This is a genomic window from Bacteroidales bacterium (assembly GCA_023228145.1).
GTDB lineage: Bacteria > Bacteroidota > Bacteroidia > Bacteroidales > CAIWKO01 > CAIWKO01.
On sequence record JALOBU010000006.1, the window covers coordinates 107,969 to 126,001 of the forward strand.

At 39.5% G+C, this 18,033-nt stretch carries 16 protein-coding genes; 5 read left to right on the plus strand and 11 right to left on the minus strand.

Annotation, left to right across the window (positions count from 1 at the left end; all coding sequences use genetic code 11):
• Window positions 1–35 precede the first annotated feature (35 nt).
• From M0R16_04710 to M0R16_04720, 3 genes are all read right to left on the minus strand, one after another.
• Entirely contained in the window at window positions 36–413 is a 378-nt protein-coding gene (locus M0R16_04710; protein ID MCK9612183.1) for a carboxypeptidase-like regulatory domain-containing protein, read from the minus strand.
• Between the two features lie 85 nt (window positions 414–498).
• Entirely contained in the window at window positions 499–2,643 is a 2,145-nt protein-coding gene (scpA, locus tag M0R16_04715) for a methylmalonyl-CoA mutase (GenBank protein MCK9612184.1), read from the minus strand.
• A gap of 107 nt (window positions 2,644–2,750) precedes the next feature.
• Entirely contained in the window at window positions 2,751–4,622 is a 1,872-nt protein-coding gene (locus tag M0R16_04720; protein ID MCK9612185.1) for an acyl-CoA mutase large subunit family protein, read from the minus strand.
• Window positions 4,623–4,760: 138 nt separating this feature from the next.
• Here M0R16_04720 and M0R16_04725 point away from each other — a divergent pair, with 138 nt between their 5' ends.
• From M0R16_04725 to M0R16_04735, 3 genes are all read left to right on the plus strand, one after another.
• Window positions 4,761–6,002 carry a T9SS type A sorting domain-containing protein gene (locus M0R16_04725; protein MCK9612186.1) on the plus strand — a complete coding sequence of 414 codons (1,242 nt, stop codon included), beginning with the start codon at window positions 4,761–4,763 and terminating at the stop codon, window positions 6,000–6,002.
• A 65-nt stretch (window positions 6,003–6,067) separates the two neighbouring features.
• Window positions 6,068–7,048, plus strand: coding sequence for a class I mannose-6-phosphate isomerase (locus tag M0R16_04730; GenBank protein MCK9612187.1), 981 nt, complete (start codon window positions 6,068–6,070; stop codon window positions 7,046–7,048).
• An 8-nt stretch (window positions 7,049–7,056) separates the two neighbouring features.
• Window positions 7,057–7,923, plus strand: coding sequence for a pirin family protein (locus M0R16_04735; protein ID MCK9612188.1), 867 nt, complete (start codon window positions 7,057–7,059; stop codon window positions 7,921–7,923).
• A gap of 8 nt (window positions 7,924–7,931) precedes the next feature.
• Here the strand turns inward: M0R16_04735 and M0R16_04740 are convergent, their stop codons facing one another.
• The 5 genes from M0R16_04740 to M0R16_04760 all read right to left on the minus strand — a co-directional run bounded on the left by M0R16_04740 (window position 7,932) and on the right by M0R16_04760 (window position 12,604).
• Window positions 7,932–8,516 carry an indolepyruvate oxidoreductase subunit beta gene (locus M0R16_04740; GenBank protein ID MCK9612189.1) on the minus strand — a complete coding sequence of 195 codons (585 nt, stop codon included), beginning with the start codon at window positions 8,514–8,516 and terminating at the stop codon, window positions 7,932–7,934.
• Window positions 8,517–8,592: 76 nt separating this feature from the next.
• Window positions 8,593–9,006: a GxxExxY protein gene (locus tag M0R16_04745; GenBank protein ID MCK9612190.1), complete on the minus strand. Its 414-nt coding sequence runs from the start codon at window positions 9,004–9,006 to the stop codon at window positions 8,593–8,595.
• A 55-nt stretch (window positions 9,007–9,061) separates the two neighbouring features.
• A complete protein-coding gene (locus tag M0R16_04750; GenBank protein MCK9612191.1) occupies window positions 9,062–10,681 on the minus strand; it encodes a thiamine pyrophosphate-dependent enzyme in 1,620 nt (539 codons plus the stop codon).
• 86 nt (window positions 10,682–10,767) lie between these two features.
• Complete coding sequence (locus M0R16_04755) at window positions 10,768–11,253, minus strand: histidine phosphatase family protein (protein ID MCK9612192.1); 486 nt, start codon at window positions 11,251–11,253, stop codon at window positions 10,768–10,770.
• 70 nt (window positions 11,254–11,323) lie between these two features.
• A complete protein-coding gene (locus M0R16_04760) occupies window positions 11,324–12,604 on the minus strand; it encodes a serine hydroxymethyltransferase (GenBank protein MCK9612193.1) in 1,281 nt (426 codons plus the stop codon).
• A gap of 192 nt (window positions 12,605–12,796) precedes the next feature.
• Here M0R16_04760 and M0R16_04765 point away from each other — a divergent pair, with 192 nt between their 5' ends.
• On the plus strand, window positions 12,797–13,354 hold the full coding sequence (locus tag M0R16_04765; protein ID MCK9612194.1) for a cytidylate kinase family protein: 558 nt from the start codon (window positions 12,797–12,799) through the stop codon (window positions 13,352–13,354).
• A 255-nt stretch (window positions 13,355–13,609) separates the two neighbouring features.
• Window positions 13,610–14,857, plus strand: a complete 1,248-nt coding sequence (locus M0R16_04770; protein ID MCK9612195.1) for a hypothetical protein — start codon at window positions 13,610–13,612, stop codon at window positions 14,855–14,857.
• 111 nt (window positions 14,858–14,968) lie between these two features.
• Here M0R16_04770 and M0R16_04775 read toward each other — a convergent pair whose 3' ends face one another.
• Genes M0R16_04775 through M0R16_04785 form a run of 3 tightly spaced genes read right to left on the minus strand, consistent with a single transcriptional unit; the run spans window position 14,969 to window position 17,898 of the window.
• The gene (locus tag M0R16_04775; protein ID MCK9612196.1) at window positions 14,969–15,766 is read right to left on the minus strand and encodes a (Fe-S)-binding protein; all 798 of its coding nucleotides are present in this window, start codon (window positions 15,764–15,766) and stop codon (window positions 14,969–14,971) included.
• A gap of 11 nt (window positions 15,767–15,777) precedes the next feature.
• Window positions 15,778–17,097 (minus strand): 4Fe-4S dicluster domain-containing protein, encoded by a 1,320-nt coding sequence (locus M0R16_04780; protein MCK9612197.1) that lies wholly within the window; start codon window positions 17,095–17,097, stop codon window positions 15,778–15,780.
• 24 nt (window positions 17,098–17,121) lie between these two features.
• Window positions 17,122–17,898 (minus strand): hypothetical protein, encoded by a 777-nt coding sequence (locus tag M0R16_04785; protein ID MCK9612198.1) that lies wholly within the window; start codon window positions 17,896–17,898, stop codon window positions 17,122–17,124.
• Window positions 17,899–18,033 lie beyond the last annotated feature (135 nt).

Genomic DNA, 18,033 nt, shown 5'->3' on the forward strand with positions numbered 1-18,033 from the left:
TGAGGGCAGCTTACAGAACTATTTGATTTTTCAGATTATTTTAATTGGGTGGAGTTACTTTTTAAAGCAGCAATTTTTTTAGGTTTTGCTTTCAATACTGTTTTTGCATTCTTGTCTACTTCGGGAGTTAACACAATATCAACAACATCTGATTTTTCGATACTTACTGATTTCATTTGATATCCTGTTGCTACAACATTAAGTGTAACCGTATTTGATGGAACTTTAATGGTGAATTTACCATTTATATCTGTCGCAACGGACGCTTCTTTCGAATCCTTGACCGTTATCATTGCATTCATTATTGGTTTGCCGTTTGTCTTGGTTTTCACAGTCCCGCTTATTGTTGATTGGGCTGATGATAAACTCATTCCTAAAATAGTTGCAATACAAAAAATGATTAAATGTTTCATGATTTTAATTTTTGGTTTGAAACGGATATGACAAAATATATGCCAAAAATTCTATCTCAGAAAAGTACTTAAGAATTCAAAAAAACTATTTTCTGGCTTCAATCAATATTTCCAGCATCCTGATCGCTGCTTCCGGAATTTTTGTTCCCGGACCAAATATGGCGATAGCGCCGGCTTTATAAAGATAATCATAATCCTGAGGAGGAATAACCCCGCCCACAATAACCATGATGTCTTCACGCCCAAGTTTTTTCAGTTCTTCAATAACTTGTGGCACTAGAGTTTTGTGGCCTGCTGCCAGGCTGGAAACTCCCAAAATATGCACATCATTTTCCACGGCTTGTTTGGCGGCTTCTGCAGGAGTCTGAAATAATGGCCCGATGTCAACATCAAAGCCGATATCAGCATAACCTGTGGCTACAACTTTTGCACCCCGGTCGTGGCCGTCCTGTCCCATTTTGGCAATCATGATTCTCGGCCTGCGGCCTTCCAGAGCTGCAAACTGCTCGGCCAGTTCACAGGCTTTTTTATAACTATTATCATCCCTCGATTCGGATGAATAAACTCCTGAAATTGAACGTATCACGGCTTTGTACCTCCCGAATATTTTTTCGCATGCAAAAGATATCTCGCCTAAAGATGCACGTTTCCGTGCTGCATCTACGGCAAGTTCCAGAAGGTTTCCGCTTCCGGTTTCGCATGCTTTTGTTATTTTTTCTAATGCTTGCAATACTTCTTCATTATTTCTTTCAGCCTTGAGTTGTGCCAGCCTTTTGAGCTGCGATTCACGAACAGCCGTGTTGTCAACTTCCAGCGTTTCTATCGGCGCTTCTTTTTCAAGACGGTATTTATTTATACCAACAATCGTGTCTTTTCCAGAATCGATACGTGCCTGCTTGCGCGCAGCTGCTTCTTCAATACGCATTTTGGGCAGCCCTGTTTCAATAGCTTTTGCCATTCCGCCCAGTTCTTCCACTTCCTGAATATGAGCCCATGCCTTATGTGCCAGCTCGTGGGTCAGATATTCCACATAATACGAACCCGCCCAGGGGTCAACTACTTTGCAAATATTGGTTTCTTCCTGAAGGTAAATTTGTGTGTTACGGGCAATTCGAGCAGAAAAATCTGTTGGGAGCGCAATGGCTTCGTCAAGCGCGTTGGTGTGCAATGATTGGGTATGCCCGAGTGCTGCGGCTAAAGCTTCCACGCATGTACGGGCAACATTATTGAACGGATCCTGTTCGGTCAGACTCCAGCCCGATGTCTGGCTATGTGTGCGTAACGCCAGAGATTTCGGGTTTTTCGGGTCGAACGTCTTTACCAGCTTAGCCCATAACATACGCGCAGCCCTTAATTTGGCAATTTCCATGAAATGATTCATGCCAATACCCCAGAAAAACGACAAACGAGGAGCAAAGGAATCGATATCCATTCCGGCATTGACCCCGGCTCTCAGATATTCAAGTCCGTCGGCAAGTGTGTATGCCAGCTCGATATCAGCGGTTGCCCCGGCTTCCTGCATATGGTAACCGCTGATGCTGATCGAGTTGAACTTCGGCATGTTCTTCGAGGTAAACTCAAAAATATCGGCGATGATCTTCATGGATGGAAGAGGAGGGTAGATGTATGTATTTCGAACCATGAACTCTTTCAGAATATCATTTTGTATAGTTCCGGTAAGTTTTTCCATCGTTACACCCTGTTCTTCGGCAGCAACTATGTAAAATGCAAGTATCGGCAATACCGCTCCGTTCATGGTCATGGAAACAGACATTTTATCCAGGGGAATATTGTCGAACAGGATCTTCATGTCAAGTATCGAATCTATTGCTACGCCTGCTTTCCCGACATCACCCACCACGCGATCATGATCGGAATCGTAACCACGGTGTGTAGCAAGGTCGAAAGCCACTGATAACCCTTTTTGTCCGGCAGCCAGGTTACGGCGGTAAAATGCATTGGATTCTTCGGCTGTGGAAAAACCCGCATACTGACGGATAGTCCATGGCTGCATAACAAACATCGTAGAATAAGGCCCCCTGAGAAAAGGAGGGAGGCCGGCAGCATAATTCAGGTGTTCCATTCCGCACTGATCATCGGCTGTATAAAAAGGTTTTAATGGGATCAGTTCGGGGGTGAGCATATTCTCGATCGCTTGTACGGCAACTTCTCCTTCTGATGTGGCTTTGGGCTCCGGTTTGTAATCTATGTTCTTAAAGTCTGGTCTCATACTATTGAGTTTTATTTAGTTCAGCTTTTTGAGTTTTTATTTTTTTAATCTTGACAAGTGGCAATTGGCTCTTGGCTCCTGACTAATCCCTATTGTCAATAAAAATTTCAATTTATACCAAGTAACTTATTGTATCTGGCAAGTGTTTCGACTGCGTTAACACGCATGTGAATAAAATCGTCAACACCGTCGTTTTTTAGTTGATCTACCAGTTCTTTCGGGAATCCGGCTACGATCACCGTTATCTTCGGGTCTTTTTCTTTTACAGCCTTTGCCAGTTCGCCTGCCTGTTGTGCATACTCTTCATCGGAGCTGCAAATAACCACCAAGTTAGCGCCAGATAATAGTATCTCATCCATGGTACTGCTGGTATCTTTCACCACAAATTCATCGGTAATTTCATAACCCGAGCACCCGAAGAAATTAGTGGTAAACGTAGCCCTGGCTTTACGCATGGCAAGATTGCCGTAAGTTGCCAAAAATACTTTCGGGCGTGTGTTGCCGTTTTTTACAAACTTTTCGGTAGCGAACCGGAGTTCTTCAAAAAGTTCCGCGCCGCGGTACAACTTCAGATAGGCTTCGTCATTGCAGTTCTTCGGGCATTGGTATTCGTCCAGTATGGTTTCTTTGAGGTTGGGGAAAATATTGGTTCCAAGTATCGGGGTTTTACGCATGGCGATATCCATGTTACGCTGGGCAGCAACCTTTTCTATATCTTTTTTAACACTGCCGTTTTCCATTACGGTAATCATTCCGCCGGATTCTTCTATTTCCCTGAATTTATTCCATGAAATCTGCGCGATTTCATCTGTAAGCGATTCGATATAGTATGAACCGGCAGCCGGGTCGATAACTTTATCCAGATAGGCTTCTTCTTTTAATATAATCTGAATGTTGCGGGCGATACGGGCGCTGAATTCATCGGTTTCTTTGTATGTGTTGTTAAAAGGAAGTACGGTAATGGCATTGGCTCCGCCGATTGCGGCCGACATGCATTCGGTGGTGAGGCGCAGCAGGTTCACATAAGGATCGTAAACCGATTTGTTCCATGTACCGGTGGTAGCGTGTATGGCTACTTTCAACGATTCGGGGTTATGCGGTTTGTATTGTTCGGCTATGCGTGTCCATAACATCCGTGCGGCGCGCAGTTTGGCGATTTCCATAAAATAGTTCGAGCCGATACCGAATGTAAGCTGAATATCTCCGCAAACGTCATCCATGTCCAGCCCGCGGTCCGACATCTGGGCCATATATTCGTTGGCAGAAGCCAGCACGTATGCCAGTTCCTGAACAGCGGTAGCGCCGGCATTAAAAAAATGGATGCCGTTTATATTTAAAACTTTGAATAGCGGAAGATGCGTTTTCATATACTTGATGAGTGCCGCGGCTTCGTTGAAATTATCTTCCCTGCTGTTGTAATATTCGCCGTGCAGCAAATAATATGAAACAGAATCAAAGTTAAACGACCCTCTTAATTTATGGGCATCGAAACCTGATTTTTTTACATGTTCGATAAGCAGATCGGCTAAAATGGAATACGAATGCGAAGAAAAGAAATGAACCGCTATTTCTTCCATATTAATTCCTTTTAACAACTGTGCCATTTCTTCTTCAAAGGCGAGTTCTTTTACCTTGAAACTCACGGCCGTAGCGCCTTTTGCAATTGCATTCAACGCTTCCGCATTTGCTTTGGCGACATCATTCACGATGATTTCTTCGCGGATACGCCATGTGTTTGTGGTGCCTTTATATCCGCGTATAAAAGGATAGGTCCCGGGCAGCGCGTTTTGATAATCAAACTGCCGTATGTTTTCGGCACGATAATACGGTTTTATTTTTATTCCTTCGTAAGTATTCCAGATGAGTTTTTTTTCGTAATCGGCGCCTTTCAGGTCTTGTTTTATTTTCTCCTCCCACATTTCGGTGCTGATCGGTGGAAACTCTTCAAAGAGCCTTTCATTGCGTTTATCATTATTCATACCTTGTACATTTAACTAATTTTTAATTTTGAATACAAAATTAGTAATTATTAATTGCAGGAGGAGTAATAGTTTAATTTTTTATTATACAAAATTTGAAAAAGATATTTTATGTAAATTTGTTTAAAACAATTAACAATGGAAATAAAATCAATTTTTATATCATTATTTTTGAATTTATTATGCCTTGCGGTTTTTGCTCAGGGCAGTTGGACTCAGAAAGCAGATTATCCTTTGTTTGCGCGTTACCATTCTTCAGGATTTGCAATTGGAGATAAAGGATATTACGTATTTGGGGGCTCTTACATTATTGATAATAATACCGCCGACCTTGTTGAGTACTACCCTGCTTCAAATACCTGGACTGTAAAGTCAACATTTCCCGGTGGTGAACGCATTTACGCTCATGTTTTTGTAATTAATGATATTGCTTTTATCGTAAGCGGTGCCTATTATACTCCAGGGGTTGGATATGCATGTTATCAGGATGTCTGGAAATATACTCCTACAAACAATTCCTGGTCTCAACTCAATAATTTCCCCGGGACTCCTCGACATGGCGGTTTTGCATTTGCACACAATGGTAAAGGCTATTTAGGGCTAGGTTATGGTAATTTGGACGATCCTTTTATCGATGTATGGGAATATAATCCGGCTACTGATTCGTGGACACAGAAATCGAATTTTCCGGGTACTCCTTTTAAAAGTGGTTTTCAGTTCAGCATTGATAAATGTGCATTTATTGGCATGGGATATTCCACGGGTTTAACCCAACTCGATGATGTTTGGCAATATGACGCAGATCAGGATATTTGGACTCAGAAAAATGATTTTACTTCTTATGCCATGAGTTGGGTTAGTAACTTTACGATGAACGGAAAAGGATATGTGGTTTGTGGAAAAAAGCTAGACCTTGGTTTAGAAACAAATGAATTTTGGGAATATAATCCACAAACTGATTCCTGGATAGGTATGCCTGCTTTTTCAGGTGCAGCAAGGCTGGCTGCATCCGGCTTTGCAATCAATGGGAAAGGATATACTGGTCTTGGGGCTTATGGTTCCTCAACATACATGGCAGATTTTTGGGAATTCACACCAAGTGGTTATGGTGTTGACCAAACGAACGTAAAGCAGAAAGCCGAAGTCAATATCTACCCCAACCCTTCAAATGCAGAAGTGAATGTTGAGATTAATAACCCTGAACATAAAGACCTGACATTGAGTGTTTTCGATGCGGATGGAAAATGTGTAAAACAGTTCAAGGCAGGCAATAATTCTCAGCTAATTACAGCCGAGCATTCAGTTTTTTCTGCAGGAACTTATTTTATAGCTGTTAGTTTTGGCGAAAACACAATAGTGAAAAAACTGGTTATCGAATAATTTCAATAGTTCAATTTATCAGCAGCATTTTATTTTCACGTATATTTGTTCTCTAAAGCATATCAATGAGAACGCTTTATCCATTAAAATTCAAGCCGATTTTTAAAGAAAAGATCTGGGGCGGAAAAAAGATTGCAACAGTTTTAAACCAGGATTTTGCTACGCTCACGAATTGCGGTGAACTATGGGCAATTTCGGGTGTTGAAGGTTCTGAAAGCATTGTTGCAAATGGTTTTTTGAAAGGGAATACTTTGCCCGAGTTGCTGGAAGTATATATGGGCGATTTAGTAGGGGAAAGGGTTTACGAAAAATTCGGGAATGAATTTCCACTGTTGTTTAAATTTATTAATTCAGAAGATTTTCTTTCTGTTCAGGTGCACCCCAATGATGAACTGGCACTGAGCAGGCATCAGTCTTTAGGCAAAACCGAAATGTGGTACATTATTGATGCCGATGATGAGGCCTCATTGATTTGCGGTTTTAAAAATACCATTGATAAGAATAAGTTTCTCAAAAATCTTTCCGAAAATAAGTTGAAAGATATTTTAAATTTTGAACCGGTTGTAAAAGGTGATGTTTTCTATATGCCATCAGGAATGGTGCATGCCATAGGGCCGGGTATTCTACTGGCAGAAATACAGCAGTCGTCGGATATTACTTATAGAATTTACGACTGGGACCGCTTCGACCATGCCGGATTAAAACGTGAACTTCATACGGAACTGGCGCTGGATGCTATAGATTTTAAATCGGATAAGCAATGCAAAACTCATCCGGTGATTGCAAAAAACAGGCCTGTGCTGTTGCAACAATCAGAATATTTTACTGTCAATTTGATAGACACCGATAAGCAGCTTATATTAAACTATTCTGACAAAGATACTTTAGTAGTTTTGATGTGCATAGGTGGCTCATGTAAAATACAATATAATGAGGGCCAGGAAAAATTAAACCCTGGAGAAACACTACTAATTCCTGCGGAGATGATTGAAATAGAACTAAATCCTGATAAGTTTTGTAAAATTCTGGAAACTTATATTGAATAGTTTTTATTATGATAAGAAAAATCAAGTTTATTAAAAAGAGCATGCCGGTAATGGAAGGTGCAGGAGTGAGGCTGAACAGGGTTTTTGGGCACAATGATATTCCCGATTTTGACCCTTTTCTCTTACTGGATGATTTTCGCTCGGATAATCCGGAAGATTATCGTAGAGGCTTTCCTTGGCATCCTCATCGTGGAATAGAAACCATTACTTATATTCTGAGGGGGAAAGTTGAGCATGGAGATAGCCTGGGAAACAAAGGAGTTATTGGTGATGGCGAAGTTCAGTGGATGACGGCCGGCAGCGGAATTATTCACCAGGAGATGCCACAAGTGCTGGAAGATGGCATTTTATATGGGTTTCAACTTTGGGCAAATCTTCCTGCTTCACATAAAATGATGCCACCAAGATATCGTGAGATCAATAGTGCTGAGATTCCGGAAATAAAAAATGAGAACGGAGTTAAGATAAAAATTATTGGAGGCGAATATCAGGGAATAAAAGGTGCTGTTACAGACATTATTACCGAGCCGGTATTTCTTGACATCTCAATACCTGAACACAAACAATACCTTGTTACCACAGAAAAAAATCACAATGTCTTCTGTTATGTGATTGATGGAGAAGGATATTTTTCTAATAATGGAAACGATGGGCAAGAAAACCAAAACTCATTAGCATCAAACAGAAACCTCGTATTATTTGAAGAAGGAGATACTGTTGAAATATTCACAAATAAATCAGCGTTAAGATTTTTGATGATTAGTGGAAACCCTATTAAAGAGCCCATTGCCTGGGGAGGCCCTATTGTTATGAATACTAAGGAAGAACTTAATTTAGCGTTTGATGAATTTGAAAAAGGAACTTTTATAAAGTAAATTAATACTTACTGCATATTTGCCATAGCAAATTCTCTACCTATTTTTAATGCATTCAGGTTTGTCTGAATCACTTCATCGCCTTTTTTGCGGAAAATAGCAGCAACGGCTTTTTCAAACTTATCAAATTCAATACCCAGGAAGGGTGATGAAGCTCCAAGAATAATCATATTGGCTGATTTTGCCGCATTGATTTCTTTTGCCATTTTATCGGCTTCAATTAAAATATGGCGGGGGAATGCGATGATTTCATCGTGAATTTTCTGTAATTCAGGATAATTGGGAATATTGATGAAGGGTTCGCTGTTGGTGATAAGCCATCCATCGGGTGAAAGCATGGGTACATAGCGAAGCGACTCCATGGGCTCCACAGAAATAATAAGGTCTGCTTTACCTCCGGGTATCAGGTCTGAGTATATTTCCCTGTCGGAAATACGTAAATTTGATGATACGTCACCGCCACGCTGACTCATGCCGTGCACTTCGGCCTGCTTGATGAATAATCCCATATCAATGGCTGCATATCCGATAACGGCAGCAATGGATAATATTCCCTGCCCGCCGACTCCTGCTAAAATAATATCTTTCTTCATTTGTATGTTTGTTTTTATTTATTTACCACTGAGGCACTTAGTGCACTAAGTTACACTAAGCGTTTATTAATTTATTTCAATTTAATTCAAGTTTTGCAAATTCATCTGTAACTAATGGAACGAGTTGATTCGAAATGTTTTCACAATTAAAATTGATTAATAAACCTTTCGGTTTTCCCGTTAACTTTAAATAAGACAGTAACTGAGCTTTATATAAAGGTATCATAACTTCAACGGCTTTTAACTCTACTATCACCAGGTCATTTACCAGCAAATCAAGTTTAAGAATACCGCCAAGGTTCTTTTCTTTATATAAGACCGGGGCCCAAATCTGGGATTGTACATCTAATCCGGCACTTTCCAATTCATCTATCATGCATTTCTGATATACTGATTCAAGTAATCCCGGACCAATAAATTTATGCACTTCGATAGCACAACCAACTATTTTATATGCCAGATCGTTTATATATTTTTGAGTAATCATCATCTTTTCTTAGTGCTTCTGAGTGCACTTAGTGTCTATGTGGTTATCTTCAAATTCATTAAACTTTCTCTTCTTTTTTTTCTTTGAATTTATCGCGCATGCGTTTGTTCAACGAAACAATACATTCACGGGAGGGAATGATTACCGAAATGCCTTCATATGCCAGTTCCTTTTCAAAAATCTTTACGTTTTCTTCATGATTTTTCCGTAAGGGTTTAATAATGTGAACATGTTCAGGGTCAACGCCAACTCCTTTACATATATCAGCCACTTTGCCTGTAGCCGCGGATTTTTGCCCGCCGGTCATAGCTGTTATGCTATTGTCGAGGATGACTACAGTAATAGGAGAGTTGTTATTTACAGCATCCAGAAGTCCGGTTATCCCTGAGTGAGTGAATGTGGAATCGCCGATAACTGCCACGGAAGGCACTAAGCCGGCATCGGCTGCGCCTTTAGCCATAGTGATGGAAGCGCCCATATCCACGCAGGAGTTAATAGCATCAAAAGGTGGCAAAGCTCCCAGAGTATAACAACCGATATCCGAAAAAACGCGGCCTTTACCGTATTTTGCAATAGCTTCATTCAAACCAAGATAAGTGTCAATGTGCGGGCAGCCGTTACAAAGTGATGGCGGGCGTCCTGCAACAACAGCGGGAATTTGGGCAGGTTCTGTTTCTTTCATGCCAAGAGCTACAGCTACAAGATTTGGATTAAGTTCACCATCGCGGGGAACTGTGCCGTCCATGCGGCCTTTTATCTTTAAGGAATTGTCTAAGTATCCTCTGAGCAATTCTTCCATCATCGGAGCTCCTTCTTCCAAAACAAGTATTTCATCACATTCTTTTGTGATTTTTTCAATCATTTTTCGTGGAGCTGGATACTGGGCTAAACGCAAAACAGGATATGGAATAATGCGTTCCGGATAGTTTTCCATCAGATAATTGAATGCAATGCCGAAAGTGATAATCCCCAAAGATTTGTCTTTTCCATCAATGTAAAAATTAAATGGCGATTTTTCGCCTTCCTCAATAAGTTGGTTCTGCGCATTTAGTAACATTTTATAACGCTTGCGGGCAATAGCAGGTAACAAAACATATTGCCTCATATCTTCCGGCAATTTCAGGGTGTTTTGCTGTTTTGATGCTTTGCGGACCACACCGGAACGTGAATGTGCGAGTCTTGTGGTGATGCGAAGCAGTACAGGCAGGTGGTATCTTTCAGATAATTCAAAACCATAATGCACCATATCATATGCTTCCTGCTGATTTCCGGGTTCGAGAATAGGCAATAATGAAAATTTGCCATAAAACCTGGAATCCTGTTCGTTTTGCGAAGAGTGCATCGAAGGGTCATCGGCAGCAACAATGATTAAACCTCCGTTGGTTCCTGTGATTGCCGAATTGACAAAAGCATCGGCGGCAACATTTAACCCGACATGTTTCATGCAAGCCATAGAGCGTTTTCCTGCATAAGCCATACCGATGGCGCTTTCCACTGCGGTTTTTTCGTTAACTGCCCAGCATGCTTTTATGTGAAGCTCTTTAGCTTCTTTTGAATGTTCAATATACTCAGTGATTTCAGTGGAGGGAGTTCCCGGATACGCATAAATACCCGACATACCCGCATCAATAGCCCCCTGAGCTATAGCTTCATCTCCCAATAACATTAATTTTTGCATATACTTCTAATTTTATTTAAATCGGTTTTTTTAACAAAACTACATATTTTTTTTTATCTGCCAAATGTGAGTTCAAAACATAAAAATTATTCTTTTGAAGGATATATGAAAAACCTTTTTTGGCAAGGTGATTTATGAATTTTTGCCCATATATCAGTTTCAAAATCTAAGCAAATAATTCCGAATGGCGGCAATACAATTTTTGGTGTAATGAATAAATTTACGAAATCTGTTAGGCCGGGATTGTGACCAACCATTACAATTTTTGCAACATCATCATTCAACTCACAAAGAATATCAAGCAAGTCTTCAATCCCTGCATTATAAATTCTGGCATCATTTATTATTTTTTTTGTGCAAAAATTGCTTAAGCTGGAAATTTGTAATGCTGTTTCACTGGCACGACAAGCATGGCTGGCTAATATCAACTCAAATTCAGGTTTAAAGTTTTCAAGACGCTTATATGTTTTTTCAATGCTTTCTAATCCGTGAGTAGTTAAATGCCGTTTAATGTCACCGGCTTTTGAATATGCTTCAGCTTCGGCATGCCTGATAAGGTAAATGGTTTTCATGTAATAGCTAAAAATGAAAAGGCACAAGAAAACTCCTGTGCCTTTTTAACGAAATGTTTATAAAAATATTTTAATAAGCGAATAATGGAAAATCGTTCATGAATTTTTTCACGCGTTCTCCAACACCGGCAATGACTGCTTCGTTGGCAATATTTGAAATTACCTCGTCCAGCAATTCAACAATCATTGGCATGTGTTCTTCTTTCATGCCACGTGTAGTTATGGCAGGTGTGCCAACTCGCAATCCTGATGTCTGAAAGGGTGATCGGCTGTCGAAAGGAACCATATTTTTGTTAACAGTAATATGTGCCTTAACCAGTGTGTTTTCAACAACTTTTCCTGTTATTTCCGGAAATTTGGTGCGAAGGTCTATCAGCATCAGGTGGTTGTCGGTGCCTCCTGAAATTACTTTATAGCCTTTATCCGTAAAACATTTCGACATAACGGTAGCATTTTTCTGCACCTGAACCACATAATTTTTATAGGAATCGGTCAGGGCTTCTCCAAAAGCCACGGCTTTGGAGGCGATGACATGTTCCAGCGGCCCGCCCTGAACACCCGGAAATACTGCAGAATCAAGTAATGCGGACATCATTTTTATTTCGCCTTTGGGAGTTGTGAGGCCCCATGGGTTTTCAAAATCTTTTCCCATCATAATTATGCCGCCTCTCGGTCCGCGTAAGGTTTTGTGAGTGGTTGAGGTAACAACGTGACAGTGGGGTAGTGGGTTATTCAGAAGTCCTTTGGCAATGAGTCCTGCTGGATGAGCAATATCGGCCATCAGAATGGCATTAATCTTATCAGCTATTTCGCGCATACGTTTGAAATCCCAGTCGCGTGAATAGGCTGATGCTCCGGCAATGATGAGTTTCGGGCGTTCGCGCAACGCCACTTCTTCCATCTTATCATAATTTACGGTTCCGGTTTCTTCTTCCACGCCATAATCAACCACCTTATATAGGATTCCGGAAGAGTTTACGGGCGAGCCATGAGAAAGGTGTCCGCCGTGCGAAAGGTTAAGCCCCATGAATGTGTCTCCTGGTTTAAGGCAGGTGAGCAAAACAGCCATATTGGCCTGTGCCCCGGAGTGCGGCTGGACATTAGCATAGGCAGCGCCGAATAGCTCTTTTAAGCGGTCAATGGCAATTTGCTCTGTCTGGTCAACGATTTGACAACCGCCATAATAGCGTTTTCCGGGATAACCTTCGGCATATTTATTTGTTAAAACAGAGCCCATGGCTTCGAGCACCTGCTGGCTGACAAAGTTTTCGGAAGCAATTAATTCAATTCCGTGTAACTGACGTTCATATTCCTTCTGAATAAGGTCGAAAATTTTAGAATCTCTTTCCATTACATTTAATTTATAATTTGTGCTGCAAATGTAAAAATAAATTTTAAATTCAAATTGTTTAGTGCCGGAGTGACTGTAATGCTAAGTCTTGCTGTCATTTGTTTTTTGTTCCGGCCACATTAGACTCACCCCAACACTTATGACGATAGCAAAAAAAATCTTATCTTTGGTTTTAAATACGAGAAATTGTTGATGAAAAATTATCCCAAAATATCCGTCACTGGCGACCTGGGAAGTGGTAAAAGCCATGTCAGCCGGCTGCTTTCAGAAAAACTCGGGTTTCGTATTGTTTCCACCGGTTTGATTCAGCGTGATATTGCTGCAAAATACAATATGACAACCCTTGAATTAAATGAATATACTAAAACCCATCCCGAAATTGACGATGAAATAGACTCTACTATCGAGAAGCTTCAGGACGCTAATGAATCATTGATTTTTGATTCTCGCCTGGCATGGCATTTTGCGCCAAAATCATTTAAGGTTTATCTTACAGTAAATATTAATGAAGCGGCCCGGCGGATTTTTTACGATACGCGCACCAGCGAAAATTATCTGGATATTGAAGAAACAAAAAACAAAATATCAGCACGCCGCAGCAGCGAACTGGAACGATTCAAAGCGTATTATGGTATTGATTACTCCAATCTGAATAATTATGACCTTGTTATAGATACTTCCGATAAAACACCCGAAGCAGTAAATGAAATAATAACAGAAAACTTCAAAAACTGGATAAAAGAAAATTAAAGAAATAATTAGAAAAAGAGGCTGTCTCAAAAGCACTTTGTGCGCCTTTGTGCATCCTTTGAGAACTTTGTGGTAAATATAAGTAGTTGAACCACAAAGAGACACGAAGCCCGCCTGACCGGACGGGCAGGTACACACTAAGGCAATCACAAAGGTAAAGTCCGATAATTTAAATTTTTGAGACACTCTCATTATGAAGAATTAAACCCTAAGAACTCTAAGAATCGGGCTTTAGCCCTGATAAAAAACAATAAAATGAAAATAGCAATAATAGGATTCGGAGCAGCCTCCATCGGATTCATCGGAAAAATAAAAAGTTCTCCACACGAGTTTCACGTATTTGAAAAATCAAAAGATATACATTCTTCCAGCATCTCTGGTATACGTGCAGACGGGAAGCTTTTTGTGTCATCTGAAATGGGTGGGGATATTTTTATTGATAGAAAAATTCAACAGCAACTTGTAAATTTTTACCTTGATAAAACCTCGGAAAAGCAATGCGAAACCGGTAAATCTTTTCACAACTCCAAATATTATGAAGAGTTTTATCGCTTCGGGTTTATGCCGGTTTCTGCAGAATTTTATCATGTGGGCACTGACCAGTTGAAGGGGGTGCTTGATAATGTTTATGAATATTTCAGAACTTTCAAAAACCTCCATTTTCATTTTAATGCATTAGTTACAGATATAGAGGTAAAAAACAATAAAATTCTAATTAATCAAAAAGAAGAGTTTGATGCTGCTGTTGTATCTGCAGGCAGAAGCGGGCATAAACTTATCAAAGCTGTTATTCAAAATTATCCGGAGCTGGTTTTAGAAAATACAGTACTTGATTTAGGTGTTCGCTTTGAAATGCCTGACCATATTGTAAGTGAATTAAATAAGGAAATGTATGAATTTAAAGTGAAGTACAGGAGCAAAACAGGATATATGGTTCGTACATTTTGCAACAATCCGTCAGGTTATGTTGTAAATGAAAAGTATGATGACTTTGTTACAGTGAACGGTCATGCCAAAATGAACCAGAAAAGCACGAATACTAATTTCGCTGTATTGACAACCGTTGAACTCACTGTACCCTTTAACGACCCAATCGGATATGGTTCTCATATAGCTAAATTGACAAATCTGCTGGCGGGGAAAGATAAAGTTATTTTGCAAACTTATAAAGACCTGAAAAATTCCAAGCGCACAAAAAAACTGTACAGAGTATTGCCAACATTGCCCGAAGAAAGTTATATCCTTGGTGATATCAACCTGGCCTTTCCGCGCCGGATCATTGAGAGCATTATTGATTTTGTAGAGCAATTAGATAAGGTAGTTCCAGGTGTTGCTAATGACGACAACCTTGTGTATGCACCTGAAATTAAATTTTATTCCAACAAACTGAACAACGAATATTTCAAAAACTTAAAATTTATTGGCGATTGCTCGGGCTACACACGTTCCATCATTTATGCAACAGCACACGGTTATTTGATGGGGGATGAGTTTTTAAAATGATTGAAGGGCTGAAGCCCTTGAAATATTGGTTATTTTACCAATAGCCCTGACATTAATGTCGGGGCTATTAAATAATCAAAATCAATCAGATAGGGCTTCAGCCCTTCAATATTACAATCCTAATGCTTCTGCGATTAGTTCTGCGATATCCAGATTTTTTACTGCTTCTTCTTTATTTTTATACTTTAATCCATCGGTAAGCATTACCATGCAGAAAGGGCAGGCCGTGGCAATGATCTCAGCACCGGTTTCCAGTGCTTCTTCCGTGCGTTCAATAAATACTTCTTTTTTGCCTTTTTCGGCTTCTTTAAACATTTGGGCTCCTCCTGCACCGCAACATAAGGCAAAACTTTTGTTTCGCTTCATTTCTTTTTTATGGGCCGGGACGGCTTTTAAAACCTCACGGGGGCTTTCATAATCATTATTCCCGCGTCCGAGATAACACGGGTCGTGAAAGGTAATTATTTTTTCTGAAAAGCTTTGGTTGTCAATCTTTAGCTTCCCTGTTTTGATAAATTGTTGTAATAGTTGTGTGTAATGTATTACTTCATAATTTCCCCCCAGTTCAGGGTATTCGTTTTTTAAAGTATTAAAACAATGCGGGCAAGTGGTAATGATTTTATTTATCTCATACTTTTTAAATGTATCAATATTTGTCATAGCCTGCATCTGAAAAAGCATCTCATTCCCTGCACGCCTTGCCGGATCACCTGTGCAGGTTTCTTCTATTCCCAGAACCCCATAGCTAACCTTAAGATGAGTAAGGATTTTTATGAATGCCCTGGAAACTTTTTTATACCTGTCGTCAAAGGCACCGGCGCAACCTACCCAGTACAAAAACTCAGGCTTTTCACCTTTGGCTTGTAAATCAGCCATTACAGGGACTTCAATTTTTATTTTTTCTTCCATGATTCCCGTAATTAATTAGTTTTGTTTAAAGCAAGTTCTCCTGTCCACAGCAGCCTGTCCTCCGGAGAAAACTGCCAGGGGGCTCCATTGTTCTCAATGTTGGCAAACATTGATTTTAATTGTGCTGGCACATTGCCTTCTTCCATAACGAGATAACGGCGCATACCTAAAATCAGCTCCGGCTGGTTGATGTTAAGAGGGCATTCCCGGGCACAAGCATTACATGTGGTACATGCCCAGAGTTCTTCTGTACTGATGAAATCATTTAATAGAGATTTGCCGTCATCAAAGCTTTTACCACTTTTAATCATTTTAGGGCCTTTTTCTTTCATGCGGGCACGAAAATCCATGATTATTTTTCGAGGGGATAATTTTTTGCCGGTAATATTAGCGGGGCATACAGAGGTGCAGCGTCCGCATTGAGTGCAAGTCAATGAATCAAGATAGTTTTTCCATGTTCCGTCTTCTACATCTTTTATTCCCAGGCGCTCCATTACTTGTCCTTGCTCTGAAGAACTTGATGTATAAGCCAATGAAGGGTCAAGCATCATCTTCACTTCATGTGTTACATTTTCCATATTGGAAAGTTTTCCCAAGGGCTCAAGCCTGCTGAAAAAAACATTGAACAGGGACATGAAAATGTGGAAATGTTTGGAATAAGGTAGAATATTTGCAAATAAAAAAATCAGTAAAATGTGTACCCACCAGAAAAACCGGTATAAATCATAATCTTCTTCTCCGGTTCCTATCCACCCCGCAATTACTGAACTTACCGGGAAATAGCCTTGAATTTCATCATTTAATAGGTCACAGGAAGTCATATAAAAGGTATTCATTCCCAGCAGAGAAATCATCAGGAGTAAAATCAGAGATAACGCCAAAGCTGCATCCTGATGGTTTTTTGGCTTCATTTCCAGTCCTTCAAAACGCTTCACTTTAAGCATCAGTCTTCTGACAAGAAAAATCAATATGGAAATTATAATAAGCAAGGCAAAAATATCTCCGCTTGCCGTGATGAAATTGTATAAAGCACCTAAAAATGAAAGCACTCTTTCTGTTCTGAAAACGCCGTCAATGACCATCTCGATACTTCCAATAAGTATCACGCAAAAACCCCAGAAAACAAGAGCATGTAGAAATCCTATCACAGGGCGTCTGAAAATTTTACTTTGGAAAAAAGCAACATCAAAAAGAACTTTAAAGCGCCTGCCAAAATCTTTTACAGGGAATGGCCTCGTGAAGGTGAAAAATTTGGATATTCTGTTTATGGTATAAAAAAATACGCATAAAGTTATGAACAGTATGATGATAAAGACTATCTGACTTGCCATAATAAACAACTTAGTAAAGTAGGGTTAAAAAACATAAAACTTTTTTATAAAATATATGTTACGGACAGAGTAGCCTGTCCCGGTGTCGTTACGTTTTAATTCCTGCACTATTCCGCGTATGATATTCTCTCCGTTCTTGTATTTATCCGTGGAATAATTTGCAATATAATTTGAACTTTTAATGGTGTCACATTTTTTATTTTCAGGTAATTTGAAGTTTTCGTCAAAAGGCCCGACAATAAGTATCATGTATTGTTTGAAATAAGATGCTTCAAGGCTTATTTTAAGCTGATATTTTTCCCCTTTATTTATGGTGTCTTTTATGGGTTTTAAGCTGATATAACTGCTGCTATATTTGTCGGGTTCTCCGTTATGGTCATATTGTATCCATTGGTTCATATAGCTTTTTCCATCGATGATAATATATTCTCTTTTTCCTGTGAGCACGCTGTTTTTATCGAATACATAAAACCAACCGGTTTTCTCCCCATCAATATATTGCCCTACATTATTCAGCAAACCGTTATTGTGAAATACAAGACCAGTGCCTGTATTTTTTTCATTCTTTATAAATGTCAAATTATCAGGGTTCTGATTATTGTGAAAATTTAAAAATAATCCATCGGGTTTGTCTTCGGAATATTGCTGAATGTAATTAATGCTTCCGTTTTCCTTGTATTTTATGCGTATTTCTTTTGATTGCTCATTTGGCTTTATCACGTATTCGCCTTTATTGTTTGGTTTCTGAGTACATGCAACAAATATTATTGATAATAAAAATATTGAAAATTTAAATTTCATAAGTGTCGAATTTGAATAAATAAATTTTTTTATAAAAGTAATAAATATCACAAAGTTTATAAATTCCTCACAAAATAACCATGATTATAATAACGAAAATTATTTTTTGTATTATTTGGGGGATATGTTTTTTAT